The organism is Olivibacter sp. SDN3 (assembly GCF_014334135.1).
Lineage (GTDB): Bacteria > Bacteroidota > Bacteroidia > Sphingobacteriales > Sphingobacteriaceae > Olivibacter.
In genome coordinates, this window is sequence record NZ_CP060497.1 from 1,268,286 (window position 1) to 1,292,904 (window position 24,619).

General features: G+C 41.5%; 19 protein-coding genes and 1 pseudogene. 12 read left to right on the forward strand and 8 right to left on the reverse strand.

Going from position 1 to position 24,619, the window contains the following annotated elements; all coding sequences use genetic code 11:
* Window positions 1-255: 255 nt before the first annotated feature.
* Window positions 256-1,176 carry a LysR family transcriptional regulator gene (locus H8S90_RS05050; RefSeq protein ID WP_187341496.1) on the reverse strand — a complete coding sequence of 307 codons (921 nt, stop codon included), beginning with the start codon at window positions 1,174-1,176 and terminating at the stop codon, window positions 256-258.
* Between the two features lie 81 nt (window positions 1,177-1,257).
* On the opposite strand from H8S90_RS05050, the gene H8S90_RS05055 reads away from it, so the two are divergent.
* The 3 genes from H8S90_RS05055 to H8S90_RS05065 all read left to right on the forward strand — a co-directional run bounded on the left by H8S90_RS05055 (window position 1,258) and on the right by H8S90_RS05065 (window position 3,561).
* Window positions 1,258-2,139: an alpha/beta fold hydrolase gene (locus H8S90_RS05055; RefSeq protein WP_187341497.1), complete on the forward strand. Its 882-nt coding sequence runs from the start codon at window positions 1,258-1,260 to the stop codon at window positions 2,137-2,139.
* On the forward strand, window positions 2,136-2,798 hold the full coding sequence (locus H8S90_RS05060; RefSeq protein ID WP_187341498.1) for an SDR family NAD(P)-dependent oxidoreductase: 663 nt from the start codon (window positions 2,136-2,138) through the stop codon (window positions 2,796-2,798). The genes H8S90_RS05055 and H8S90_RS05060 overlap by 4 nt, the downstream gene beginning before the upstream one ends.
* 340 nt (window positions 2,799-3,138) lie before the next feature.
* The gene (locus H8S90_RS05065; RefSeq protein WP_187341499.1) at window positions 3,139-3,561 is read left to right on the forward strand and encodes a hypothetical protein; all 423 of its coding nucleotides are present in this window, start codon (window positions 3,139-3,141) and stop codon (window positions 3,559-3,561) included.
* Here H8S90_RS05065 and H8S90_RS05070 read toward each other — a convergent pair.
* Window positions 3,535-4,830 (reverse strand): IS1380 family transposase, encoded by a 1,296-nt coding sequence (locus H8S90_RS05070; protein ID WP_222852132.1) that lies wholly within the window; start codon window positions 4,828-4,830, stop codon window positions 3,535-3,537. The two genes, H8S90_RS05065 and H8S90_RS05070, sit on opposite strands and share 27 nt — an antisense overlap.
* A gap of 136 nt (window positions 4,831-4,966) precedes the next feature.
* Between H8S90_RS05070 and H8S90_RS05075 the strand changes: the two are divergent.
* The 3 genes and pseudogenes from H8S90_RS05075 to H8S90_RS05085 form a co-directional block, all read left to right on the forward strand.
* Window positions 4,967-6,943: pseudogene (locus H8S90_RS05075) on the forward strand (ABC transporter permease); the annotation flags it as partial.
* A gap of 23 nt (window positions 6,944-6,966) precedes the next feature.
* The gene (locus H8S90_RS05080) at window positions 6,967-9,363 is read left to right on the forward strand and encodes an ABC transporter permease (protein ID WP_187341501.1); all 2,397 of its coding nucleotides are present in this window, start codon (window positions 6,967-6,969) and stop codon (window positions 9,361-9,363) included.
* Between the two features lie 75 nt (window positions 9,364-9,438).
* The gene (locus tag H8S90_RS05085) at window positions 9,439-11,802 is read left to right on the forward strand and encodes an ABC transporter permease (protein WP_187341502.1); all 2,364 of its coding nucleotides are present in this window, start codon (window positions 9,439-9,441) and stop codon (window positions 11,800-11,802) included.
* On the opposite strand, the gene H8S90_RS05090 is transcribed toward H8S90_RS05085, so the two are convergent.
* Together H8S90_RS05090 and H8S90_RS05095 are read right to left on the reverse strand one after the other, a co-directional pair.
* A complete protein-coding gene (locus H8S90_RS05090) occupies window positions 11,789-12,622 on the reverse strand; it encodes a carbohydrate-binding family 9-like protein (RefSeq protein WP_222852242.1) in 834 nt (277 codons plus the stop codon). The genes H8S90_RS05085 and H8S90_RS05090 overlap by 14 nt on opposite strands.
* Window positions 12,623-12,803: 181 nt before the next feature.
* On the reverse strand, window positions 12,804-13,451 hold the full coding sequence (locus H8S90_RS05095; protein ID WP_187341504.1) for a hypothetical protein: 648 nt from the start codon (window positions 13,449-13,451) through the stop codon (window positions 12,804-12,806).
* Between the two features lie 404 nt (window positions 13,452-13,855).
* On the opposite strand from H8S90_RS05095, the gene H8S90_RS05100 reads away from it, so the two are divergent.
* Complete coding sequence (locus tag H8S90_RS05100) at window positions 13,856-14,830, forward strand: hypothetical protein (RefSeq protein WP_222852243.1); 975 nt, start codon at window positions 13,856-13,858, stop codon at window positions 14,828-14,830.
* A gap of 106 nt (window positions 14,831-14,936) precedes the next feature.
* On the opposite strand, the gene H8S90_RS05105 is transcribed toward H8S90_RS05100, so the two are convergent.
* The 3 genes from H8S90_RS05105 to H8S90_RS05115 all read right to left on the reverse strand — a co-directional run bounded on the left by H8S90_RS05105 (window position 14,937) and on the right by H8S90_RS05115 (window position 18,177).
* Window positions 14,937-16,340 carry an MATE family efflux transporter gene (locus tag H8S90_RS05105; protein ID WP_187341505.1) on the reverse strand — a complete coding sequence of 468 codons (1,404 nt, stop codon included), beginning with the start codon at window positions 16,338-16,340 and terminating at the stop codon, window positions 14,937-14,939.
* A gap of 159 nt (window positions 16,341-16,499) precedes the next feature.
* Window positions 16,500-17,222: an ATP-binding cassette domain-containing protein gene (locus H8S90_RS05110; RefSeq protein ID WP_187341506.1), complete on the reverse strand. Its 723-nt coding sequence runs from the start codon at window positions 17,220-17,222 to the stop codon at window positions 16,500-16,502.
* Entirely contained in the window at window positions 17,206-18,177 is a 972-nt protein-coding gene (locus tag H8S90_RS05115) for a hypothetical protein (RefSeq protein WP_187341507.1), read from the reverse strand. The genes H8S90_RS05110 and H8S90_RS05115 overlap by 17 nt, the downstream gene beginning before the upstream one ends.
* A gap of 99 nt (window positions 18,178-18,276) precedes the next feature.
* On the opposite strand from H8S90_RS05115, the gene H8S90_RS05120 reads away from it, so the two are divergent.
* The 5 genes from H8S90_RS05120 (at window position 18,277) to H8S90_RS05140 (ending at window position 23,371) form a co-directional block, all read left to right on the forward strand.
* On the forward strand, window positions 18,277-19,368 hold the full coding sequence (locus H8S90_RS05120; RefSeq protein ID WP_255501831.1) for a sensor histidine kinase: 1,092 nt from the start codon (window positions 18,277-18,279) through the stop codon (window positions 19,366-19,368).
* Entirely contained in the window at window positions 19,365-20,072 is a 708-nt protein-coding gene (locus tag H8S90_RS05125) for a LytTR family DNA-binding domain-containing protein (protein WP_187341508.1), read from the forward strand. The genes H8S90_RS05120 and H8S90_RS05125 overlap by 4 nt, the downstream gene beginning before the upstream one ends.
* A gap of 119 nt (window positions 20,073-20,191) precedes the next feature.
* A complete protein-coding gene (locus tag H8S90_RS05130) occupies window positions 20,192-22,429 on the forward strand; it encodes a TonB-dependent receptor (protein WP_187341509.1) in 2,238 nt (745 codons plus the stop codon).
* Between the two features lie 11 nt (window positions 22,430-22,440).
* Complete coding sequence (locus tag H8S90_RS05135) at window positions 22,441-23,085, forward strand: hypothetical protein (RefSeq protein WP_187341510.1); 645 nt, start codon at window positions 22,441-22,443, stop codon at window positions 23,083-23,085.
* Window positions 23,086-23,116: 31 nt separating this feature from the next.
* A complete protein-coding gene (locus H8S90_RS05140) occupies window positions 23,117-23,371 on the forward strand; it encodes a hypothetical protein (RefSeq protein WP_187341511.1) in 255 nt (84 codons plus the stop codon).
* 107 nt (window positions 23,372-23,478) lie between these two features.
* Here the strand turns inward: H8S90_RS05140 and H8S90_RS05145 are convergent, their stop codons facing one another.
* A complete protein-coding gene (locus tag H8S90_RS05145; protein ID WP_222852244.1) occupies window positions 23,479-24,429 on the reverse strand; it encodes an NAD(P)-dependent alcohol dehydrogenase in 951 nt (316 codons plus the stop codon).
* Window positions 24,430-24,619 lie beyond the last annotated feature (190 nt).

Consider the following 24,619-nt stretch of genomic DNA (forward strand, 5'->3'; position numbering starts at 1 on the left):
AGACTATCCCGATTTTACGATAACCCATACAGCATAAAAAGGGATATTGCGCAAATGGAAGTTAGGAAACAGGCGATCAAATCAGAAATGGCAAACATACAACAACAGAAGATCGAAAAACGCAGGAGCATATCAAAAAAGGCTTCAACCGGGGAGATTGAAGCCTTTAACTAACCAATTATAAACCTAAATTATGAATGACACAAAGTTAGTGTACAAAACACACTATCACAAACTTTATTTTCGATCTGATGATTAGATGACAATTTCTCCACTATTAAAATTATGTTTCAGTTCACGTTGTAATAAATCAATGAATAGCTCTTGCTCTTTAGTGGCATCCTTGTGACTCACTGCGTACCACTTACGGCTCACCCGAGCGCCAGGAAGTTTAATAGCCTTCACCTTCCCCTGTTTTAGGTACGGCGACGCCATCCAGCAAGGCATGATCGTTACTCCCAATCCTGCAGCCACCATCTCGATCAAACCCTCCGTCAATTGCATTTTAGTCACGGCCGCCAGCTCAATACCATTGGGGCGAATAAATTGCGTAAAGGCCGTGCTCATATCCTCCTGCATCTCGTAAATAAATAGCACTTCGCCGTTCAGCAATCCCGCGGTAAAAGGTTCCGATCTTAAATAAGGACTATTCTTTGCTACCAGTAACAGAAACACATCTTCGAACAAAAAGTCCGTTCTATAACGCGAGGGTACGAGCGGCTTGCTATCGGTAATTGCAATATCAAGCTTGCCGTTTTCCAAGTAGGATAAGGGCTTTTGGGTCGCCTCAATTACTATATCAATCATAACTTCAGGTGTTTTTTCCCTGAATAATTTCACTACAGCAGGCAACCAATGATAAGACGTGTAACAAGCGGTACTGATCTTGATCCGCTCCGCTTTAGCGTCTTTGAAGTTTGCAACAGCTTTTTCCAGCTCCGAAAATTCTGAAAGCACTTTTTCTGCATGGAAAAGTATGGTATTCCCCTGATCAGTCAAATGCAATTTTTTTCCCCTCCTAGCAAAGATCTTCACTCCGAGATTCTCTTCAAATTCCCGAAGCATATGACTCAAAGCCGATTGTGTCAGGAACATCTTATGCGTGGCATTTGACATGGATCCCCCGTCTACAATATGTTTGATCAAGCGTAAATGTTTCAGTTCAACATTCTTCATATGAATAAATTTCATTAAAAACTACAAATTAATTCATTTTTATCATATTAAACAATTCTCGTTATTTGTAAAACAAAAAAGATGGACACTATACTTTCTAATTTTACACATGGCATGGCGGACATCAATCCGTCTTTAAGACTTCATTACGTGAGTGCCGGTGAAGGCAACCGGGTGATTGTGCTTCTTCATGGATTCCCGCAAACCTGGTGGGAGTGGCGGCATATCATCCCAGGACTTACAGAAGCAGGCTTTCGGGTGATCGTTCCCGACTATCGCGGTGCGGGCGATTCTTGGAAACCACAGGATGGTTATGATAAAAAAACGATGGCCCGCGATATTCACACCTTATTGAAATCACATCTGCGTATCGATACGCCAGTTATCATCGGGGGGCACGATATCGGATTGATGGTTGCCTATGCTTTCGCACAGCAGTACCGCAATGACACGTCACACCTGATCGTGATGGACGCCCCTTTGCCCGGTACAACCATATTCAACACACTCCGCTCCGATCAACGCGTTTGGCATTTTGCCTTCCATCAAGTGCTTGACCTACCCGAAGCGCTCGTCAATGGTCGCGAACATCTATATCTACAGTTTTTTTTCAATGCCAGGATTTACAATCCGGCAGCCATCAGCCAAGAAGATCTACAAATCTATATAGAAGCTTATAAAGCTCCAGGAGCTATGCGTGCAGGTTTCGAGCTATACCGCAACTTCGATCAAGATGAAGCAGATAACCGGCAACTGCTGAAGCGTCATGGCAAACTGAACATACCCGTGCTCGCCGTCGGAGGCGAAACAAGTACCAGTGGCCCTTTGATGGATACCATGATGCGCGAAGTGGCCGAAGACGTTACTGGCCTGCGTATCCCCCGTTCGGCTCATTGGGTTGCAGAAGAAAACCCAACTGCACTACTCCGTGGAACCCTGCAATTTCTCCAAGATATTTTATGATAAAAGGATATAAGTCAACAAAAACGATCGCCATTGTTGGAGCCGGTGGCGGCATCGGTTTCTCAACCGCCAAAATATTCGCTAAACAGGGCTTTAATGTAGCTTTGATCAGTAGGGATATGCACAAATTGTCTCAACAAATCGAAGCCCTTGAACTAAAAGAAAATGTCATTTTACCCCTTTTTGGTAACGTCGCCAAGCCCTCCACATTAAAACCTGCTTTCACTCATATAATCGAACGATTCGAGCGGTTAGATATATTACATTATAATGTCGCCAATATTTACAGCACCAATATCCTCGAAGAAACTCCTGAAAGCTTAATGGAGGATTATCCGGTTTATGCGCCGGCCTTGCAAGCCAGTGTTCTGTTAGCCATAGAATCTCTGAGAACGACAAAAGGAGCAATATTGGTTACGGGTGGCGCAATTGCCTATACCCCAAATCCTGATTATGGCGCGCTTTCGATTGGTAAAGCTGCCATAGCAAATCTCACGAGAAGCCTAAGCCATGAACTTTCAAACCATGGCATTTATACCGGTTTACTCAGTATTCAAAGCCATGTTTCACCGAAATTTCACCTGCACCATCCCGACAATATTGCCCAGCAATTATGGAATATGTATGCTGATCGAGCCGTATTCGAAGTCGTTTTGTAATGCCTCTCCTTAACGGATTAATGAAACCGCCCGAAAATGAACAATGAATGTTCATTTTCGAACGTAAGCGAGTGCACACAAATACATAACCTACTGACTAAAAAACACATAGCGGTTAGGCCTCGTTTTTGATAGCGAAAAATGCATATGATATGCATCTATTTTTAAAACGCTGGGCGCACATTATGCAGAAACAAGTTTTTTAGGCAACTAAAGCGGCATTAGCCAATCCTGTGGATTCATTAAGGGATGAATAAGAAATGTTGAACAGAAAGGAGGAAATTGAGACATTGTTAAAACAAGCTTGAAGCGAAAAGCCATCTGTCAAAAACCGATAATTATGATCAGAAACTATTTAAAAATCTCATGGCGAAACTTTGCTAGAAAGAGAAAATCTGACTATATCAATATCGTTGGATTAGCCCTATCCCTATCTACCGTTATATTGATCGGTCTGTGGATACAAAACGAACTACGTTATGATAATTATCACCCGCAATTAAAAGACAAATTTCTTATAAAAAACGCCTATCAATATGATAATGGCAACTCAAATGTAGAGATTTATAGTCCTCATAACGCCATAGCGCATCTACAGCAGGGTTATCCTGAAATAAAGCAGGTTGCTTATTGTGCTCGAGGCCATTCTCCATTAAAGATCACCTCTGGGGGGCAGTTATTCTCTGAAGAAAGTAGGTTATATATTTCTAAAAATTGGTTTAACCCGGATTATGCATTAAGAATATTTGAGTTTAGGCGGTAGATTTTCGATTTTAGAGAAAATTCCGTCCATCCAAGCTCTTCTTTTTACAGGTAATGCTATTTTCAGCACCTTTCTGTTGGCGTGATTTACGGTCCAGGCTCCTAATGCAAAGCAATAGGATTTGAGTGTGTTGTGCATAGCTTTATTGTGTTCATTTAATGCAAAATGACGGAATAAACTAATCAAATTATAAGCTACCATAATGAATCTGAAAGAGGCTTCTGTTGCCCAAAAGTTCTGTAAGCAGAAATTTTCCAGTCCGAAATCCTGCTTAAGTTCCTTGATTCTATTTTCACAATCGGCTCTACTGTTATAGATATTCCAGATTTGATCCAATGGCATGTCCATATTGGTCACATAACAGCTATACCTGTAGCCGGGCATCTCATCAAAAAGTTTTCCGCCGCTGTTAGGGCGGTCATCTACTCGCTTTTTGACGATAATGTAACGACGTTGCTTTCCATTAAGATGTCCGAATGTCATTTCGGATAATTCTATTCCCTTGCTTAACGAGATCCAATTGCGTTCTCCCAAAACTTCCGCTTTGATATTGGGATACATCCTAACAGCAATCACATAGTTTTTATGTGATTCTTCCAGATAACCTAAAATATCCTCCGTATAAAAGCCGCTATCTGCCCTTACCAACCCCACATTCTTGCTGGACAAACAGCGGTCAAATGTTTCCTGCATGAATGCTATACAGGATGAACTGGCTGCCGTGTCCCCTGGACGAAGCCAGGCATTGGCCACCATACGGGTCTGACTTATAAATGCCAGCAAAGGATGGTGAGAATTACGGCCCCGCTTATTCGGGTTATAACCTTTAGCACTTCCCTCTTGGTCTCCATAACGGGTAATTACTGTACTATCAAAATCGACTGTGATGCTCCCGATATCAAATTGTTGCATAAACCAGTCTTGAAGAGCAGGAAAAACTTCCGTATTTACCGATTGATTGAATTTTCCAAAATACCGACTATAGGTGCTCTGAGAGGGCATCTGATCCAGACCGAAAATATCCTGCAACACCTTGTCATAACGCAACCAATCACAGTGGATGTATCGAGAGGCTCCTGTCCAAATTCCTAACCAAAAAGATAAAACCAAATCTTTGGGAGAGTAACCTCTATTTGAACCAGGCATTGGTAAATTCAAGGACGAAAGCGCATCTATAACACCTAATTTATCTATCATACGTTTCAACAAACTCATACCCCCAAAGGCGGTAACTGGCTTGTCTGAATATGCTATAGGTAAGTTAACCATATGGGTGATTGGGTAAAGCTAATAAAACTACTCAAAAATAAACACTTACACGATTTTTGAAAAGTCTAATGCATAATTAAGGTTTAATTTCTTTCATTATAATTATGTTGTTTTAGATACTGCATCCTTTAACCATCAACCCCATAGCGTTATACTGACGGAAAAAAAAGCAAAGCAATATTTTGGCAGCCTCGATATACTAGGCAAAATTTTGCACATCGACTCTAACAACTATACTGTTCAGGGTGTTCTCCAAGATAATCCTTCTAATTCCAGTTTCGATTTTGACATGCTATTGCCTATTAATGAATCGAAAAATCTGGAGGAGGCCAATAACTGGATGTATTTTAATACCATGATTTTTGTCCAAACTGAAGCAAAAGCAAAGCTTACACCACTCGTTGGTAAACTCAATCACCTATACAATAAGAACATTCAATGGACACAAAGTGGTATAAAAAATGAGTGTGAGCTTTTGCCCTTAGCAAACTTACATTTTGATAGCAGTCTGCCACAACTTCCTTTCAGGCCAACCAACGTTCAAATTATCATCATCCTTAGCGTTCTATCCGGCTTTCTACTCCTAGTAGGTGCTATTAACTTCGTCAACTATACCCTCGCTCAATCCTTTTCAAGAGTTAAAGAATTTGGGACCCGGAAAATCGTTGGGGCCAACAAAAAGCATCTTTTTATTCAAATATTAACCGAAGTATTCCTCAGCACGACTTTAGCATTTTTGCTTGCTGTGTTAATTGCATACGGTATGCTGCCCACCTTCAATAGTTTCTTTTCGCTTAAACTACAATTAGATGCCAGTGGCCATATCATTCAATTCCTCCTCCTTCTTTGGGTAGTACTGATCATCCTTTCTGGCATCTATCCCGCTGCACATCTATCGTCTATTCAAGCCATGTCATTATTTCGAGGTGCTGACACCTTAAAGTTCGGCAGTAAAAAGGTTCGGCAAGGACTGCTTGTGGTACAGACCACCCTCTCGCTGGGTATGATTATCGCAACTTTAGTGATGTATCATCAGCTAAAATTTATCCAAAATTCAGCTGACAGTTACAACCATGAACAAACATTTGCAGTAGATATGCCGTCTATTGACTTGAACAGTGATTCCAGTGGATGGCAACAGCATGAGGCTGCCGTCAAAAAAACCTTGAAAAATCAATTGTTGATGTCACCAAATATTGAAGAAGTCTCTACTTTTATGGGAAAGAGCTTTTTGAACGAAAACTACTTAATGGTTGGTAATTTAGAGTGGCGCGGTAAGAGTCCCTCCTTTCAGGCACAGTATGGAAACTGGCCAGTAGATGAGGATTTCGACAAAACGCTTAACCTTCAGCTGCGGGAAGGCAGATGGTTTTACTCAGGAGATTCCACAGACCAAAATGCTTTAATCCTAAATGAAACGGCGGTAAAAGATTTTCAATTAGCGGAACCGGTTATCGGTACGAACATGTATAACAACGGTCTGGACGGGGTCATTATAGGCATCGTGAAAGATTTTCATTTCCAAAACCTGAGAGAAAAAATACGGCCGATGGTCATATATAAAAAAAATAACTGGGGATCAAGTTTCATTATAAAGACCAGACCCAACGCTGTGCTCCCTGCGCTGAGGGATGTAAAGCAGGTAATGAAGAATAGATTTCCAAATGATATCCTTACCTACCGGTTTATTGATGACGAATTCAACACCTTATATAAAAGAGATCAGCAAATGTTAGCCCTTACGTTAAGTCTTGCTATCATCAGTATTACCTTATGTGTGATCGGTTTATGGGGAATGATTTTGTTTGAAAGTAACCAGCGCATAAAAGAGATCGGCATACGGAAAGTGCTTGGTGCCACCGCACTGCATATTATGTCTCTTTTATCTAAAGATTTCATAAAGCTTATTCTACTTGCTGTAATCCTTGCCTCCCCCATCGCGTGGTGGATAATGCATAAATGGTTGGAAAATTTTGCTTATAAAATTGCAATACAGTGGTGGATGTTTGCATTGGCAGGATTAACCGCAATAGCGATCGCCTTGATTACTGTAAGTTCACAGGTCATTAAGGCCGCGGTGGCCAATCCGGTGGATTCATTAAGGGATGAGTAGTTATCACATGAAAAAAAATAAGTATGATCCGTCATTATTTAAAAACATCGGTGAGATTTTTACATGAAAACAAGTTTTTTTCGGCCATTAATCTTTTCGGCCTGTCGCTAGCTTTATGCATTGTTTACCTTACCTTTATATACCTGCGCTTTGAACTGAGCTACGACCAATTCAACGAAAAAGTTGATCAGATCTATCGTATCAGTACCGATATCAAGGGTGCGACAGGCACTACCAAGGAAACCAGTTCGGCGCCGCTGGCAAGCGCGCTTGAGCAGACCTTCCCGGAAGTAGAAAAAGCCGGACATTTCTTATTAGATTACTATATTGTCTCCAAAGATCAGAAGAGCTTCGGCGAAGAGACTATCGCTTATGTCGATTCTTCACTGTTCGCTGTATTAACTCTTCCGCTCGTTCGTGGCGATAAGAATACTATTTTAAACGCACCTTTCGAGGCGGTGCTATCGGAAAGTGCTGCCAAAAAGTACTTTGGTACAACGGATTGCCTTCATCAAACCTTTACGCTCGATGGCAAAACGGAAGCTACCGTTACCGGGGTCATGAAAGACCTCCCGCAAAATGCCCATTTCCGAACAGATATCCTGCTGTCGATGTCCTCCTTATTCACAACCTCCAGTTATAGTCAGGCAAATCAGGATTGGCAGCGATTCGGCTTTTCTACATACGTACTTTTGAAAGAAAATGCCGATAAACACGCTTTCGAACATAAATTGAAAGACTTTTCAAAAAATTATCCCGGCAAAGAAAACCTACAGTATCAGCTCATCATGGAGTCTCTGAAAGATCTATACCATCATGGCAGTGTACGGGGAAATAAGGCGGGAGCAACGGCCAAAGGCAACTACAACAATATCTATATCTTCTCTTTTGTGGCGTTTTTTGTCTTATGCATTGCCTGCTTTAACTATATCAATTTAACAACTGCCCTATCGATGAAGCGAACAAAAGAAATTGGTGTTAGGCAAATGATCGGTGCGACAAAAAAGCAATTAATCGTCCAGTTTCTGGTAGACGCCATACTACTCTCCACACTGGCATTTTTATTTTCCGTTATGCTCTGCTTCCTCGTCATCCCCTGGTTCAATACCCTTGCCGGAAAAATCGTCGTTCAGAACATTTGGGCAATCCGCCCATATTTACCTTATGCATGGATGATTGCACTGTTCACCGGAATGCTCGCAGGCAGCTATCCTGCTTTCTTTCTCTCCGGATTTAAACCCATCAACACCTTGAAAGGCCGGTTTACAACTAATCCAAAAGGGCTAATGATCCGCCGAAGCTTAGTCGTCATCCAGTTCGCGGTTTTTATCTTACTGGCTGTAGCTACGATTGTCATTTATCGACAACTGGATTTTATGAAGAATGAGGCTTTAGGTTTTCGCAAAGCACACAACTTGGCTATTGATTATCACTATGATGAGCGTATAAACGATCATCTGGAACAGGTAAAAGCTGATCTCAAGCGTATTCCCGGCGTTGAGCAAGCCGCCTATTCGGCTTATATCCCGGGCAGACCCAATAGACAGTTCGCTACAACGATAGAAGGCAAGGACGGCTTCACGGAAGAAATCCAGACCGACACCTATTTCGTGGATTACGATTTTCTTGATCAATATGGCATCGAAATACTTGCTGGAAGGCCTTTTTCGAATACCTATACACAAGACCTTCGGCAAAATATGTTAATCAATGAGACCTGCCTTCAACAACTGGGCTATTCGAACCCTCAGGATGCTCTTGGTAAGCGGGTGATACAAAGAGGAGGACAGCCTGGTGAGATCATCGGCGTGGTGAAAGACTTTCAATACCATTCCATGCATGAAGCCGTCCGACCGTTGACCCTTCAAGTCGCCCCAGGTTTTTTCACTTTTTTAACGCTAACAATCAACTCCCGTGATGTTCCAGCCACGATTCAAGCTATTGAAAAAAGATGGAAACAGCTGGTTCCCGGGCTACCGTTGATTTATTCTTTTACGGATGAAACGCTAAATGCACAATACCAAGCTGAAGAGCGCTTTGGTAAGTTATTCATTTCATTTGCGGCCTGTGCTCTATTTATTTCCTGCTTAGGCCTATTGGGTTTAGTTTCATTCAGCACCATTCAACGAACGAAAGAAGTCGGGATACGGAAAGTACTCGGTGCCTCCTCAGCAACGATTTACAAACTACTCACCAAGGAGTACATTTTACTAGTCGGGACGGCCTGTTTAGTCGCTATTCCGCTCTCGTGGCTGTTAATGGATCGTTGGCTGAACGACTTTGCTTATCGGATTTCCATTCAATGGTGGATGTTTTTTAGTGCCAGCGCAACAGCAGTGATCATCACGCTGTTAAGCGTTAGTACGTTGGCTATAAAAACAGCTAAGGCTAATCCGATAGATTCGCTTAGGGATGAGTAGGAAAATTTGATAAACATTAATAGCTAATAAACAGGCTTAAAAGTTTAATGGACATATACTTGAAAACCAAAAATTATGCTCAGGAACTATTTAAAAATCGCTGTTCGTAACCTTGCAAAAGCTAAAGGTTTTGCATTCATCAATATTGCTGGATTAGCCATCGGCATGGCGGCAGCTGTGCTCATTATACTATGGATCAAAGATGAATTGACTTACGATAGATTTTATGCGAAAACGGATAGGATCTACGAGGTGTATAATCGAGGTGATTTTAATGAAGACACCCATCTTTGGCCAAATGCCGCCAATCCGCTAGCACCTTTATTAAAGAAAGATTATCCAGAATTCGAAACGGTTGTTCGATATACAGGAGCATCCCTATTGTTATCAGTAAACGAAAATTACCTGAAAAGTGACGGGCTATATGCCGATAGTGATTTTTTTCATGTATTCGATTTTCCAACATTGCAAGGAAATGTAAAGGAGACCTTTGGTTCAAATGATGGAATTGTGCTCACCGAGTCTTTGGCAAAAAAACTCTACGGTTCGATCGATATCATTGGTAAAAACGTTCAGGTCGATAGTACGAAAAGCCTCACGATAATCGCCGTTCTTGAAGATCTCCCGGAAAACACGCGATTTAAGCACACGGAATACTTTCTCTCGTGGGATTATTTTGAAGCGGGCATGGATAAGGAAACAGCCGAGTCATGGATCAATATTAAAGTTCCGACTTTGGCGCTATTGAAATCGAACACAAAAGTTGAAAACGTGAATGAGAAAATCAAGCACATACTGGAGGATGTACAGGGCATAAAAAGTGAGCTTTTCTTACATCCCGCTACCAAATGGCATTTATACTCCAAACAGGAACATGGAGCTTTTACCGGTGGGAGGATAGATACTGTGCGCTTATTTTCAGTAATTGCATTTTTCATTTTACTGATTGCCTGTATAAATTTCATGAACCTTAGTACCGCCCGCAGTGCAAACAGGGCAAAGGAAGTTGGCGTCCGCAAAGTCATGGGCGCACAAAAAAAGATGCTCATGGGGCAGTTTCTCAGTGAGTCGATCATCCTAGCGCTACTGGCCGGTTTTACTGCCATCCTGCTTGTTTTCATCAGCTTGCCAACCTTTAATACACTTTTAGGGAAAAAGCTCTTCGTTAACGTCGCCGACCCTCATTTTTGGCTTTGCTCTCTAGGTTTTATCCTGTTCACAGGAGTTTTAGCGGGTAGTTACCCGGCCTTTTTCCTTTCTTCGTTTAAACCGGTCAACGTTTTAAAAGGTGTTTTCAAATTACCAACAGCTCGATTTTCAGCTCGGAAAATCTTGGTAGTCTTCCAGTTTGTTTTCGCTATCATATTGATCATTTCCACCTTTATAATTGAAGATCAGATTAACCATGCCCAAAACCGGCAAAATGGCTACAATAAAGAACACCTAATATCCATTCCGATGAATAATAATCTCAGGGAACATTATGAGGCTTTCCATCAGGAATTGATTTATGGGGGCGCCGCTACGTCGGTAACCCGGTCTTCGGGTACCCTCACCAACCATACCTTTGGCTCAACAAATTTCTCCTGGCCGGGAAGTTCTTCGGACGACTTGGACAAGGCTTTTGTTGCATTGACGGCTGATGGCGATTTCAAAAACACGATGGGCATAAAAATTCTGGAAGGAAGAGATATTGACATCCGCCAATATAAAACCGATTCGTCGGCCATGTTACTGAATGAAGCAGCAGTTAAAACTATGGGCCTACAAAATCCCATAGGTACGATCATCAAAAATGGTGACCAGCAATGGCAGGTAGTGGGAGTAGTTAACGATTTTATATTTTATTCGCCTTATCAATCTATTAACCCATTGTTCATATTGGGCTCTGGCGATTGGTTCAATTTTATATATATCAGGTTGAACCCGAACCATTCGACACCTGAAAATCTTATGCTCGCTGAGGACGTATTCAAGAAGTATAATGCTAACGAACCGTTTACCTATCACTTTACCGACGAACTTTATGCGAAGAGTTTTGAAAACGAGGAGCGTACTTCCAAACTTACCGGCCTGTTTTCCAGTTTAACCATTTTTATCTCTTGCCTAGGTTTATTTGGATTAGCAGCCTATACGGCTACTCAACGTAGAAAAGAAATCGGTGTTCGCAAAGTATTAGGCGCAAAGGTCAACAGCATTGTCCATCTTTTATCCAAAGATTTCATCAAACTCGTGCTTATTGCATTTATTATTGCGTCACCTATCGCATATTATGTTATGGATACGTGGTTGCAGGATTTCAACTACCGTATCTCGATAACATGGTATACGTTTTTTAGTACAGGTGTATTGGCAATTATGATAGCGTTATTGACCGTCAGCTTTCAGGCATTGAAAGCAGCGTTGGCCAATCCCGTAAATTCGCTTAGGGATGAGTAGCGCTGTTACGCTTGGTAAATTGCAGCCGTCCCCATTTTTCCGGTTGGTGCATATCTATAACGCCTTGCGGACTCCACACCCAATTGTATTCTGGTAGGAATTCACCGGATTGCGGATCCTTTTTGCGGACATATCGGCCGTCCTCGATTTCTGTCTCCCAATTTACGCGGGAAAAATTCAGTCGCCATGTTGTACCCTCTTTCGGAACGGGGGTCACCACCTCTCCATAGCGCAGTGCGCTGAAAGGGATGGCCATCTCTAGGACCCATAGGCTATCCCGATCACTTGGGTCGTTCAAAGTGCCTTTGATAGATATCGCCGACCGGAAACCTTCCATATCGTAATCATGATCAGGCTTTCCCCGCTGGCGGTAGGGTTTGGGCAAAAACAGGTCAAAAGTATTATTTACTGCGTTCACTTCCATTTCAAAATAGTTATAGGTATCACCATCGGGATCAATGAACACTTCAAAATCATTTTCGTAAAAAACGATCTGATCTTTAATGGTTTGATAAGCCCATATATCTTCTTCGTAGATGACGGCAGCAATATACAGGCAGCTATCATCCCATAAGAGTTTCGCCTTGGTATCCTGCAATGGCTTAGGTTTAAGATCACCTTCAATATCTACAAATAGATCAGTCCAGGGCGCATCTCTCCAATCATCTTCTTCGAGGTGCCCATCAATAAGGATTTCTTGTGCGGTATATTGACAACTATACTGTTTAGGCCGCTCATTTTTTTGGCTAAAAGCATTTAGCGAACTACAAATAAAAAAAAGGAATCCATAAATTTTTTGTGAAAGCCTGTGTTTGCTCATGTTAAAGAAGCCCATATGTCCGTATTCTTTGTTTATCCGCGAAGATATTAAAAATTTAGGACTGCCCATTACTCCATTGAAATCGACAGAGCGCGTGTGGAATAATAAAAACGTTTCATAAACAAATATCCGGTAATTTTACCCGTCGACGAGGCAAGTTATCGGATAAGGTATTGATAAGTCAGCTCACTAAATACGACAATAGTCCATTGATATTCTTTACCGCAAGCATCCCTTTTCCGACGAACTCGTAGAGAACTTTCTTCGCATACATTGGTCTTATAGATACATCATTAAAGCTTTCCTCTTCTAGCTTCCTAAAAACATCCAAAGGTGACTGCCCATGTTGAAATGTGCCTCGATAGATAAGCTGTTCGATTGATTTTTTCAGCATTCCATAGGCTTGCCTCTGCTCATTAAGTTTGATTTTTGGTATCGCTTCTGAAAACCGTATAACTTGGAACTTATTTTCACATTTCCATGGATGGGTAATCTTATAATAGATCACCCGCTGATCCGTTTCCGTATGCACCCGTACCAAACGGGGTTCAGTATAACTGCTAAATTCATCTTTACTAAACGGAATGCCCTGACTAATGCGGTAGTTGAAAATATTGTTCAATAAGGCCTCATCCGCAACGGTCAGCTTTTCTGCATTATTCATTTCTTCGTAATCGCTATAGTAATAAGGCGCTTTACCCATTAAGAAAGATAGCTCTTCCTTCGAATATTTAAAAAAGATACGCTGCCGCATAAAGGCATACCATCGATTCATTTCCACTTGTGTTAGCATACCTGCATAGGAGCTGGTTAAGGTTCTTGGTTTCATAAATAGCTTTGGTCTTAATGCTTTTTGAAAAATAAAATAATGACCAAATATAAATAAAATATTATTTATAAGCATAATAATACCATTAAAAATAATCTATAAACTTCATCATCTAGATTAGTCAGTATTAGACGGAATCTTAACCCTTTTGTTTATTAATGTAAAACGCATTAATTGATTGGTTAAACTTGTTGTTGCACATCCTTTGAAGTTTTATGTTAGGTGGTGATTCCTAACTATCGTCAGAAAGCAGAACGCAAGCCCAAGGTGATAAGCAGTATTTATACTTAAATTAAGCACGATTTATGGGTGTCAATCACCTATTTATTATGGTATTTTTGTTTTGTTCGAAAACATGAAAGGATCAACATTTCGATTATTGCCCATAGCTCACTTATTACAATATGAAGAGAAACTTGTTCATGCTCATCTCCTTATTGTTTACCTTAATAACATTGCGAACAAACGCGCAGCAGTACACATTTAAGCGATTTGAAAGCAATCCGATCCTTAAAAAGGAACTACTCAAGGAGTCAGATGGCACTAATATCAACGGACCTTCGCTAATAAAAACTCCTGATTGGCTACCAAATAAACTTGGGAAATATTATTTATATTTTGCTCACCATCAAGGTAAATACATCCGTTTAGCTTATACAGATGATTTGAAAAAGAACTGGAAAATATTTGACAAGGGGACATTGCAATTAACAGATTGTGCTGTTTGCCACGGACACGTAGCCTCACCCGATGTATTTGTCGATGACACAAACAAACAGATTGTATTATATTTCCATTCTCCTTTAGTTGAAAATCAACAATCAAAGGGACAGTATTCTTATAGGGCGGCCTCTGACGACGGAATAAATTTCAAAGTGGATACCACTGCTCTTGGAATTTCTTATTTCCGCGTTTTTGATTGGAATGGAACTCATTATGCAATTGCTAGAACAGGACAGCTGTACCGCTCAAAAGATGGCGGATTGACTTTTGAAAGCGGACCCAATCCATTTGACAAGATTCAGCGTAAAACCAATTATTTAAGACACGCGGCAGTTAAAGTATCAGGCGATAAATTGTTTGTTTTCTATTCTAATATAGGCGATAAACCAGAACGCATTCTATTATCGACATTGGATCTTAACGATGATTGGCGTACCTGGCATCCAAGCAAGCCTATCACAATCGTACAACCCGAAAAAGATTATGAAGGAGTTAATTTACCCCAACTGCCGTCTGAAATTGGAGCAAAATTTGGCGAAGTCCACCAATTACGAGATCCAGCATTCTTTGAGGAAGACGGCAAATGGTATTTACTGTATTCCACCGCTGGGGAGAGCGGAATTGCAATCGGTGAATTGAAAACCCAATACCAATAACCTTCTTTTTTTGTATTTCGGGTGATTCTGATGACTCGCTAATGCCTTGTCAAAGTTTACGGCAGATAATGATTATTAAGCGATCATGAATACTGGTTCACACCAATCACACTTTCGTCTTTTTCCAACCGCCTCTCGAGAAAAGCCAGAGTGTAAAAATGCCTACCCCAGTTTCCGAGGCAAAAATTCCCCAGAAAACACCCGTATGCGAATAGTTGAGCGTAATGGCCAAAAAATAACAAAGTGGGATCTGGATAAGCCAAAAGAAGACGAGGTTAATCAATGTAGGTGTTCTGGTATCACCCGATCCATTAAATGCCTGTACGGACACCATCCACCAGCCATAAATAAAGTAAGAATAAGAGATAATCCGTAACCATTGGCCTCCGATGGTGATCACCCTGTCGTCTACACTGAAAATACCCACCAATCTTTCGTTGAAAAAGAAAAATACCAAAGAAATAGCCACCATAAATATCATGTTGTATCGCCCGATCTTCCAGACGGAAGATTCTGCCCGATCCGGCCGTTCAGCTCCCAGATTTTGTCCAACCAAAGTTGCCGCCGCATTAGCCAGGCCCCAAGCAGGCATCATGGTAAACATCATAATACGCATCGCTATAGTGGAACCGGCCACCGCCTCACTACCCACTTCGGCCAGAATACGCATCAAAAAAATCCAAGATGTCATGGCAACCAACATTTGTCCGATTCCTCCGATGGAAGTACGCAATATCGTGTACATCGCCTTTGCATTCCACATCAGCTGAGCGACGTGTACACGAATATGCTTCCCTCCCTTAAAGAGAACCCAGAGCTGCATGGCAACACCCACACCTCGGCCGATATTGCTCACGATAGCAGCGCCTTCGATACCAAGCGCAGGAATTGGCCCCCAACCAAATATAAATATGGGATCCAGTATGATATTAACTCCATTGGCCACCCACAGCACACGCATGGCGATCGCCGCATCTCCGGCACCGCGAAATATGGCGTTTATCACAAAAAGTAACATGACCACAACATTCCCACCAAGCATCCATTGCGTATAAACGTAGCCGTGTTGTATAGCCCAATCATCGGCTCCCATAAGTGCCAACATTTCTTTCGAAAAAAAGATACCGACAAAAGCAAAGGGGATAGCAGCCAATATCCCAATGATTATCGCCTGCACAGCCGAGACACCAACAAGTTCTTTTCTTTTCTCACCAATTCTTCGAGCAATAATCGCCGTAACAGCCGTAGAAAGTCCCATCGCAATAGAGTAAAGCAGAAACAGATACGTTTCCGTAAGACCTACAGTTGCAACTGCAGAAGCCCCTAGTTTACCGACAAAATAAATGTCAACAACTGCAAAAGTGGATTCCATCAGAAGCTCTAGAATCATGGGAACTGCCAAAAGGAAGATTGCTCGCCTTAATCCTATTTTCGTATAATCCACTTCTGTTCCACGAATCGCATTACCAAGTTCTTGCCAGACTGAGGGACGATTTTGCTTTTTTTCCATAGGAATTGTTTGTTTATACCTTTCTGATAATCGTAACTTTATAAAAATCTTTCTTGCGAGAAATTTTATTTTGTAAAAATACCGTACAATACTTTTTTATATCATGGCGAAATATGACAATTTAAGGGCAAAATAAGACAAGTACCATTTCCCTTACATCTAGGACAAATCTTGCTCGTCATCATTTTTGGGTTTTATTAGTTTATCAATAAGGTTATCATTTCTCTTGTTCGTAACATCAAAAAGGGTTTCTTCGATCTGTGCAAATTCCGGAGGCAGGAAAGTGCGTTGAATACTTCTATTATTCAGATAACTAATGGTATCACAAAAGTTTAGCAGGGATTCTAAAATATGGGAAGTAATGATAATTGTTTTTCCCGCTGCTTTTAGTTTGTTGATAATGACTTTTACCAGCTGTACGGTTTCCAGGTCGATGCCATTAAATGGCTCATCCAAAATAAGCAAAGGTTTATCAAAAGATAAAACACTCATAAAAGCCAGTTTTTTCTTCATCCCGGTAGAATAGTCCTCAATAAAATGTTCCAAGGGTAAGGCAAATAACGCGTTCCAAGAAAACAGATCAAACATCGGGTTCAGCGTCGCGAATAACTGGAGGTATTCTTTCCCGGTGACCTGTTTATAGAAGAAATTATAGGTTTCTAATAATACTACTTCTCGCTTTGTTAGTCGTTTGCCCATCCAGTTAATTGTCCCTTCCTGGAAAGGCAGCATGCCACTTAAGCAGTTAAGCAGCGTCGTTTTACCTGAGCCATTCAACCCAACTAAGCCGTGAATCTTGCCGATCTCCAGTGCCGAACTCAAGTCTTCCAATACGGGTTCGCCCTTTAAATAACGAACAGACAGCTTATTTATTTCCAGCATAACAATATGGTTTTAAATTGTTTACCGCCTTTCTATAATAGATTACCAGCAACACTAGGGGAACAGGAGCCAGAAAAACAATAAAGAAACAGGCAATAGCGAGACCGAGCAGCAGATTATTTCTTTTAAGCGCTTCGCCCGGTATGTACATTGCATACTTCAAGCAGATACTCAAGGCTTGAATCATTAAGCCGATAACATTGACAGCCAATAATACGTACCAATACGGCGCGTGAAACAGCATAAAGGAAAGATTGATGGGCAAAAAGAGAATCAACATAAAGATCAACTGTGTTAAAAGCTTCCGATTCAAAAAGTTGATCGGTGATCTATTGAATGCTTCCACCATGAGGCTAGCCTCGCAATAGTTATTAAACGATGCCAAAATGATGGTAAGCAGAAAGATTACCAGCAAAGGCATGAATATAAGTTTTCCGAAAAAGACTCCCAATAAAAGCAATAAAGGGATACTGATATAATTACTTCTTAACCCAGCTTTCCATTCGAATGCCGTTGATGGTAAGAAATATATCCGTTTAACGCTTCCACGAATTTTTTTTATAGAAAGGTTGAAATAGGGCATAGCACTCAACACCGTTACAAAAATAAGCGTACACCATAGTTGATTTGCGTAAATCAGTAGTGCAGTTGCCGGCAGTGCAAGCAATTGATATTCTACCAGCATGATGTGCCTCGCATAGGGAACGAAATACCGCTCTAAAAATGGTCGGTCTTTCCTGCTGTGATGCAAAGCATTAATGGCTAGAATAACCGTCGCGCCGGCCAGCCAAGGTGTGTAGAAAAAGAACTTTGGTATGAGCGCAAGCACATGCAAACAAAATACCAGGAGCAGAAGGATGCGGATAAAACCAACTTCACTTAATATCCTACCCAACTGTAAACCTCTGAGTTTTAAAAAAGATAGCATAATCGCTTTTAAACTCGTTGATTCCATAAATTTATCTATTGATCATATATGTGACGTCAATAGGCGGATAAGGTTACAGCGAATACGTGATAAACTGCTAACGAAGAAAGACATCTTTGTTTCTGAATGCAAAGCATTTTAGCTAAGTTTGATAGCTTTATAGCTTCAACGTATATGTCCATCCAAACAGCACATAAGAACACCAAGCTGAGTCTGGAACTGGTTTTCATAGCTGTCCACATAACCGTATGGCTAGCTATCCTTACATTGCCTTATTATATCGGCAATCCCCCATATTACAACATCGGTCCCTTACCTGGACTGTTTTTCACGCTTACAGGGATCATCCATGCGATCATCTTCTACGTCAACGCGTATTTGCTTTATCCCAAACTTTTTAACCGCAGTTATTGGTGGTTATACTTTATAAGCGTACCGCTGCTTTTAATGCTCTCTTTTCAGTTAAAGCATGCTATATTGGTACATTGGTTTCCAGAGATCACGCCTGGTTTTGCTACTAATAAATTTATTTACCCGCCGTCTATCGGCATTTTCTTAGCCAGTTTAATTTACAGGAAAATAGTTGACCGAATAAACCGGGAAAGGACACTCAAGGAACAACGGGCTGCACAATTGGATTCAGAATTGAAACTGCTACGCTCTCAGGTTAACCCTCACTTTTTATTTAATGTATTAACCAGTCTTATTTCACTGGCCAGAAAAAAATCCGACAAATTGGAATCGTCCCTATTGCGCCTTGCCGATTTGATGCAATATATGCTGTATGAGTCACAACAGGATAAAGTGCCATTAAAGCAGGAAATCGACTATTTAAATAGCTATATTGCTCTACAGCAATTACGCTTTGGTGATGATGTGCTTATCGAAATTATCCTACCGGAAGATGAGGAAACGAAAAATCTCTACGTCGAACCCATGTTGCTGGTTCCTTTCGTGGAAAACGCCTTCAAACATGGCACCGGCTGGATCGATTTGCCTGCCATATCCATCCATTTAGCGATACAAGGTGAAAGTCTGAATTTCGTCGTTACCAATAAATACGACCGCTCATTGGATACGAATAAAGACAAACACTCCGGGATCGGATTAATGAATGTCAAATCCCGGTTAGACTTGTTATATAAAAACCAGTACCAGTTAAAAATTACAGAAAGAGATACCCTTTTTACCGTAAACCTGCTATTAAAATTGACATGATGCGCTGTTTAATCATCGACGATGAACAATTGATTCGCGATTTATTGGAGGATAATATCCGTCAACTACCTTTTCTACAGCTCGTCAAAAGCTGCAAAAATGCTTTAGAAGCATGGGATATTATACAAAAAGAACCGATAGACCTCCTCTTTCTAGACGTACAAATGCCCCGCATGAGCGGATTACAGTTTCTTTCGTCGCTCGTCAATCCGCCAATGGTTATTCTAGTGACCGCTTATCGGGAGTATGCCCTAGAGGGTTTTAATCTGCAGGTGATTGATTACTTGCTCAAACCATTCAGTATGGATCGTTTCATGAAAGCCTGTAGCAGGGCAAATGAATTGTTTCAATTAAAGCAGCAGCAGACTTCATCGGCAACAGGCTATCCCGATTTCTTCGTTCATGTAGAATACACGCTGGTAAAAATAACTATTGCCGATATCAATTATATAGAAGGCTTAAAGGATTATATCAAAATTTACCTTACTAGCCAAGATCGCCCCATTCTAACTCGCATGCCCATGAAGACCATAAAACGGAAATTACCTCCCAACGATTTCATACGCACGCATAAATCTTTTTTGGTAGCCGTTAAGAAAATTACAACGGTAAAACGGGATGCCGTTTGTATCGGTGAAAAAGAAATTCCTGTGAGCCCTCTCTATAAAGAAAATGTAACCCGTTTGATCCACCCTTCATCCTGACCCAAAAAAAGTCGTCCCCAGAATTTACCGCTTGGTCTGCACATCTTCTTCACTGGTCTACTCTCCAAAAATAACGACAATTAAGCTGCTAGTTTTGAATCGTACAAAACTGGTAGGTCATGAAAAGTACGATATTAATCCTTATTTCCGCAACGCTTATCTTAATCCACTTCAACTCCGCAGGTCTCGCACAAACCAAACTTGAAGGAGTTGTAAAAAGCTTAAAGGGCACGCCAATTCCTTTCGCTTCAGTGCGCATTAAAAGCTTCAAGGGGAGTGCACAGACCGATAGCACTGGATATTTTTCTATATCATCTGTCGCCAGCGATAGCGTTACCCTTGTCATTTCCTCTGTCAACTATAATACGCTAACGCAAAGCGTAACCGTAACTGATACGACCCCTTTTCTTTCCTTCATTCTTCAACCGAAAGTTCAGGCATTGAACGAAGTCACGGTCAGTGCGGGAATTTTTGCTGCCACTGACGACGCAAAGGGCGCTTCGCTGTCTCCTATGGAAGCAGTTACAGTAGCAGGCAGCTTTGCCGATATCAGCCAGGCATTACGGGCGCTTCCGGGCGCACAACAGATTGGTGAACAGGAAGGTCTGTTCGTGCGTGGAGGTACCGGAGATGAAACCAAACAATTCATTGATGGTACCCTGAACATCCTTCCAAATTATCCGTCGGTTCCCGGTATTACCCAATATGCCCGTATCAATCCTTTTTTATTTAAGGGGATTTTGTTTAGTTCGGGTGGATACTCCGCTCTATACGGACAGGCGATGAGCAGTGCGCTGATTCTGGAGAGCGTGGACTTACCGGATGAATCGTCGGCCAGCCTGCATGTGTTTCCTTCGAGCATGGGTGTAGGTATCCAGCGGCTGGCGAAAAACGAACGTAGTAGTTTTGGCGCGACACTGGATTACAGCAACCTGAAGTGGTATAATAAGGTCATTCCTCAAGAACCAGACTATTTCAATGGTCCCCGGTATGTTCTTGGCGACGCCAACTTTCGGATAAAAATAGGAAAAACCGGCATGCTTAAGTTCTATACGAATTGGAATAAAAGCAATGTGGGTCTATACCGGCCCGATATCGATAGCTCCTCGCTACGCCTCGGTAACGAAGTAAACGGCTATAATTGGTACAATAACCTGAGTTTTAAAAGTTCTCTTTCTGATAGCTGGAAATTAGCAGTGGGCGCATCTTATAACTATAGCGATATCTATCGTGGAAACCGCTTGATTGATCGAACAGAAAATGCAGTATACATAGACGGTGAACCGTTTCCAGACAAACATAGCGATCAACGGATACACTCCCATTTCTTCCAGCCAAGACTGGTATTGAAGCATCAATTCAGCAGTTTAATATCCTTGAGTTTCGGTGCAGAGCATTTTCATACACAAGATGAAGGGTATATTCGGGACACTTCCGTCGCTTGGAACAATCAGCTAACAGCTGCTTTTGCGGAGTTTGATATGACCTTAGCTAAGAACCTGGCCGTAAAGGCAGGTGGTCGACTGGAGCATAGCACACGCTTAGATCAAACGGCTATTGCACCAAGGCTCAGCTTAGCATACCGATTAAATGATGGTGGCCAGCTTAACGCTGCCTATGGTATTTTCTATCAAGAACCCTTATCCGAATTTTTGTATGCCGATGCGCCGCTGGACTTTGCCAAGGCAAGTCACTATATACTAAACTATACCAAATCGGCAAATAACCGGATGTTACGTATTGAGGCGTATTATAAGCGGTATCAGGCATTGGTTAAACAGCGGCCGCAGTTAAATAGTAGTGGACGAGGTTATGCTCGTGGTATGGAACTCTTCTTTCGAGACAAACGGACTTTCAAAAATCTCGACTATTGGGTTACATATACTTTCCTTAATACCAAAAGAGATTTTATGGATTATCCCCACTTAATTCAGCCCACATTTGCTGCTCCTCACACGGCTACTGTTGCGATTAAAAAGTTTTTCACCGCTTTGTCCACGAATGTGAACCTCTCGTATAGCCTTGCCGCTGGGCGACCTTATTATGATATCCGCTCTGTGGAAACCGGCTATCATACGGCGATATACGATCAGGGACGAACAAAACCCTATAATGTCATGAACATACATATCGCTTACCTCACGTCCTTTTTCAAAAAGTGGAAAAGAAAAGATTTCTCCGGCATTGCGTTCGGTGTAAACAACCTACTGGGAACAGCGCAGATATTTGGTTACAACTATAGTTTTGATGGACAAAATAAAGAAGCTATCACCCTCCCGGCACCCCGTACAGTATTTCTTGGCGTATTTATGAGTTTCGGTATCAATCGTACCGATAATTTTTTGGACAATTTATAAAACAACATCGTATGAAAACATTCATCATTATGACACTATTCGTGCATCTGTGCAGTACACGGTTATTGCTGGCACAAGAGGATACATCCTTAGAACAAGCCGTATCCCAACTCGATCAGGCACAGTCGGTCACGGACTACGAAGGCCTTGCAACTACTTTTGAGCAGCTTGCCAACAAACAAGATAGCTGGCTGCCCCCATATTATGCTGCCTTATGCTACGTGAAAATAGGTTTTCTTTATCAGGATGAAGGCGATCGGATCGAGCCCTACAGCACGCGAGGGAAAGAGCGTATCGATCAAGCTATTGCGTTGATCGATACGGCAACCGGCAAAAAAGACTATGCCGAAGCCTTGGTAGTGCAAAGTTTGGTATATCGCATCAACGTTTACATTAACCCCATGACCTATGGGCCTAGATTTGGTCCGCTCTCGGATAAAAGTTTACAGCAGGCACTGGCTTTAAACCCCGATAATCCACGGGCCATTTACGTAGCCGCTTGGCTGAAATATCACACGCCTAAGACTTGGGGTGGGGATAAGAACAGAGCTAAAGAGTTAGCAATAAAAAGCTTAGCGCTACTCAAAAAAAGTCCCCAAAAAGGTATACAGCCTCATTGGGGAAAACAGGAAAATCAAGCCTTATTAAGTCAATAATTTTTTATTCACCAGTAAACTTTTAATCGTTATGGGATTTATCATTTTTTTTAGAATACTATTCGTTGTTTGTATGGTATTCGTCATCGGCTACATTTTTGGTGGTTTTGCTAAAAACCGCGCATTAAGTGCCATCAGCAAAACAGCCGCTATACTAGCGATTGTACTGTTTATCTTAACCAATATTTTTCTTACTCGCTTTGCCTTTAGCCATATGCAAAGACAAGATGCAGGAGATCGTTGCTGGTTTCACAACGAAAAGAACAGCATCGAACGGACGAAGTAACCTTTGTTGGGTAAACCAGGCACCCTGAAGAACTTAATATAAAAAGCTCTCCGGGGTGCTGACCTTAATTCTGGTGAAACAAACGAGCGAATTCACATGGATTAAACTTATCCGACAGCCTCAATCTCTACGCCTATCTTTCCCGCAAAACCTCCTTTTTCCATCATCTCGTGCGCTTCGGTTAGTTGATCTAATAAAAAAGTCTTGGCGATTTTGATTTTAAGTGCATCTCCCTCAATGATATGCTTCAGGTTTAATAAATCTTCTACATTCGGTTTAACCATGACAAATTTCATCCTGTTCTCAAAAACCATATCAACGGTTGTTTTAACAAAACCTTTTAGATTATTGGTTTCCCCTCGAGTAGTCACGAAGATACCATGTTCTGTCAAATGGTGCTGAAGATTGCTATATGTATACTTCCCTGCTGCATCGAAAATCAAATCAAATTGTGCTCCCGACGGAATTTTCTGCTGTTGATAATCAATCACCACATCACAACCAAGCTCTTTGGCGTAGGGACGATGTTCTTCCCTACAAAGTCCACTGATATGCGCATCCACTGTTTTCGCCAACTGCACTGCAGCAGATCCCACACCACCTGTACACCCGGTTATTAATATATTCTCGCCCCGTTGCAATCGCCCAACTTTGAACAGTCCTTGATAAGCAGTAAGGCCAACCAGTGGAATAACACCAGCTTCCAAATAGCTCAGATTATCTGGTTTCAATGCTGCCATATCTTCATTAATTACGATTTCTTCCGCATAAGCGCCTCCTTTCACAATCGGAAACATGCCATATACATCATCCCCTTCCTTAAAAAGCCGACTCCGACTAGCAATCACTTTCCCGCAAAAATCGCATCCTATGATTTGGCTAGAGGCACCCACTACTGCCAACAGGGCCTTCCCTTGGCGAACCAGCACATCTATGGGATTGACCGAAGAAGCATAATTTTTAACTAGTAGTTGTCCGTTCCTGATTACAGGCCTCGAAAATTCCTTTATTTTGAATTTTGGTGAAACACCTGTTTTTTCCAATACCGCTGCTTTCATATTAATTTTACAATGAACCTTAATATTTAACATGCAAATTAACCTTTTGTGCTGGTTTGATTGTTGGCTCTATCTCATTTTGCATACATTTTTGTTACACTTTTGTAAAAGTAATTTTCTAGTCATCATCATAAATCGCTGTCCATTTCCGAACGCCAATTGTTCGATATCGAACACCTGTCAATTCCTC